This is a genomic window from Thalassobellus citreus (genome assembly GCF_044385915.1).
GTDB classification, from domain to species: Bacteria; Bacteroidota; Bacteroidia; order Flavobacteriales; family Flavobacteriaceae; genus Thalassobellus; species Thalassobellus citreus.
Map to the genome: position 1 here is coordinate 1 of NZ_JBISCC010000060.1, position 384 is coordinate 384.

The following is a 384-nucleotide window of genomic DNA, read 5'->3' on the forward strand; positions in this document are numbered from 1 at the left end:
ATCTTCATTATCAGTAATAGTAACATCAAAGCTACACTCAGCAGTATTTCCAGCAGCATCAGTCACACGGAACGTATTAGTAGTTGTCCCTACTGGGAATAATGAACCAGAAGCTAAACCAGCAATTTGAGTAGTAACAGCACCAGTAGAATTATCAGTTCCAACAGGAGTTGTATAATTAACCACAGCACCGTCAGCACCAGCATCTACATTTTGAGGAATATCACCAGGACATACAATCTCAGGATCTTCATTATCAGTAATAGTAACATCAAAGCTACACTCAGCAGTATTTCCAGCAGCATCAGTCACACGGAACGTATTAGTAGTTGTCCCTACTGGGAATAATGAACCAGAAGCTAAACCAGCAATTTGAGTAGTAAC

General features: G+C 40.1%; 1 protein-coding gene. It reads right to left on the bottom strand.

Translation table 11 applies throughout. The features are described 5' to 3' along the window. Nucleotides 1–384 (bottom strand): HYR domain-containing protein (locus tag ACH5TX_RS00300; RefSeq protein ID WP_439337567.1); only part of this gene is annotated, 384 nt, incomplete at both ends.